At 60.5% G+C, this 2,571-nt stretch carries 1 protein-coding gene; it reads left to right on the top strand.

What is annotated here, in order from left to right; genetic code table 11:
* The first annotated feature begins 289 nt into the window (after positions 1-289).
* Positions 290-1,468, top strand: coding sequence for a lactonase family protein (locus BMI01S_RS36890; protein ID WP_028214840.1), 1,179 nt, complete (start codon positions 290-292; stop codon positions 1,466-1,468).
* The last annotated feature ends 1,103 nt before the right edge of the window (positions 1,469-2,571 follow it).

Below are 2,571 nucleotides of genomic sequence, written 5' to 3'. Positions count from 1 at the left end.
CTACGGAACCCGGCCAGATCCGACTCGTTCGCCCGCGCGCTCAGCTAGCCATTCAGGAGTCGGCTCTGCGCACGACAGCGGACTTAGAGGCGCGCCCTCACGCGGGCCACATCCACAGTTTGCTTCCGACCAGGCACTATTTGCGATGCCGCACAGAGAAGCCGGAATAAGTGAGGAGCCTGCTTCGTTTATGTATCTACGGCTTTTCGCGTTGAAGCGTCGCAGGCTCTCAGAGCTTTCCCCAGCCGCCCGCGCAGCTGGGGTGGTCCGCAGAAAAAGGAGGTGCCCAATGAAAGCTACGCGTCAGTTGTCTGCCTTCGAATCACCCATTCAGGTTATCCCTTCGTCGAAACCCGGTCGCCCATCCAGATTTTTTTTTCCCCCGCGATTACGCGGCACCATGAGTGGAATCGGTCTCGTCGTATTGTCGCTGGGATCCACCATTGCAGGTGCAGAGGGGATCCTTCCGCCGACATCCACCGTAGCGTCGACGGTTCCGAACAGGGGTGACGTTAATCCGTACGGCATTGCTTTCGTGCCCAGCGGCGTGCCGGCGTGGAGCACGCTGCATCCGGGGGACGTGCTGGTATCCAACTTCAACGCCGCATCGAACAAGCAAGGCACCGGCACGACCATCGTGAAGCTTGTGACCGACGGCAAGCCAGTGACCTTTTTCCAGGGACAGAATCTTGGCCTCACTACCGCACTTGCGGTGCTTAAGAGCGGCTTTGTGCTGGTTGGCAATCTTCCGACGACGAACGGATCGGCCATCAGGCCGCCCGGCTCCCTCCTGGTGATCAACCCCCAAGGTGGGCTTGTTAGTGTACTGACAGATGCCACGCTCCTGGACGGTCCGTGGGATATGACGGTAATTAATGAGCAGGCTCAGGCGCCGCAGGTCACGGCGTTCGTCTCAAACGTGCTAAGCGGAACGGTGGCGAGGATCGATATCAACATCGGAGAGAGCGGCGCGACGCTGGCGACAAGCTCGGTCATCATTGCGTCCGGCTATACGCACCGACCCGACCCCGCGGCGCTGGTTGTCGGCCCGACAGGTCTGGCCTATGACAGCGCAAGCGATTTTCTGTATGTCGCATCAACCGGTGACAACGCGGTGTACCGGATTATGGGCGCGAGGAAGCTCAAGCAGGATAATGGCACGGGAACGCCGATTTATACGGACAGTACCCACCTTCACGGGCCGCTCGCACTGGCGTTTGCGCCGAATGGAGACTTGGTGACATCGAACGGTGATGCTGTCAATCTGCCCGAAGCGCAAGCGAGCGAAATCGTCGAGTTCACGCCCGGCGGGCAGTTCGTCACGCAGATGCAGGTCGATCCGACGGCAGGCGCCGCGTTCGGCCTCGCGTTCGGACTCGGGAGCAGTGGCCAGTCACAGTTCGCGGCAGTCAACGACAACACGAATACGGCGACGGTCTGGACGTTGGGCCCGGCCAGTGGCAACTGATCTGCCCGGAGGGTGGCTCCGCCGATACCTGGCACGCGTTGGCTTCGTAATCGACGAATCTCGACGACGTTGCTCAGCGCAATGCGGACCCACCCAAACTCATGCGTTGGCGGCTATTGCCATCATGCTAGCGCCATGGGAACCCCGCGTTGATGTGCCGACCGGAGTGGTCATCACGCTCACCGCCGCGACATGGAGAGGACGCATGCCGTCTGGCGAAATCGTCGTGACAGAAACAGTGTCCTGAGTTAGCTTCAAATCCTCCGTCCGCAACACCCGTGTTCCCAACGATGCGCAGGACCTCGACTATGAATGAATGGCGGGTAAACATCTGGGACCGGGCGTTGATGGTCTGAGGGTTGATCGACCGCTCCGGGTCGGGTTATGCCTTTTTGCATAAGGCGAGCGTCCGACGCGATTGTTGCGCTCGGTCATCGGGCGCTAGCCGGCCATCTACGGACGTTGGCGCAGGCTTGCACCCGGACGTCCAAGGGACGGCTCTGCACCAGACAGCGGCCCTTCGTGCGCAAATCATTCAGTCGTGTCGTCGGCCAACGCGGGTCCGTTAGCACGCTCTTCTCAGCGGCAGTTGGTGAATGCCTCCTCCGACCGTGGGCGAAGGAACGGCAGCCGGGCACCCATTTTGCGCCGATACCCGCAATGAATATTCAGTTCCCGCTTTTTCGGCCGATAAAGGCCGACCTGAACGCTCGCTAACTTAATCCCGCCCACTCGACTCGCGTTGAGTACTGGACCGACGGGCTAGTCGCGCAGCGCTGACCGTTTCGGAGAGGCAGAACGCGATGACTGATTCCGGGTTGCCCCTGAATCGTGAATCCGCTGAGGACATGCGGGACCGGCTCAGGCGGGCCGTAGAGGCCGGAGCGGTGATCGGGCAATCCACTACTGCGTGCAGGTCATATGCGCTCATTGCGGTCCAGCCTGAGCCGTGCTCTCGACTCAATAGCGATGCCTGCACGATTGTTGGGAGAAGCGAGTAAGGCTTGCAAGCAAGTCTTACAAGCCAGGGAGGCGGCAGGATTGCGACCCCGTGTCGGAAACCGTGAGTCCGTTAGCCGGGAATCAAAGACAGGATATTGGGA

The organism is Paraburkholderia mimosarum LMG 23256 = NBRC 106338 (assembly GCF_000739815.1).
Classification (GTDB): Bacteria; Pseudomonadota; Gammaproteobacteria; order Burkholderiales; family Burkholderiaceae; genus Paraburkholderia; species Paraburkholderia mimosarum.
This window is presented reverse-complemented; position numbering and strand designations above follow the sequence as displayed.

Excerpts from the sequence above, each read along its gene's own strand:
- BMI01S_RS36890 (WP_028214840.1), top strand. The coding sequence starts at position 290 with ATGAAAGCTACGCGTCAGTTGTCTGCCTTCGAATCACCCATTCAGGTT.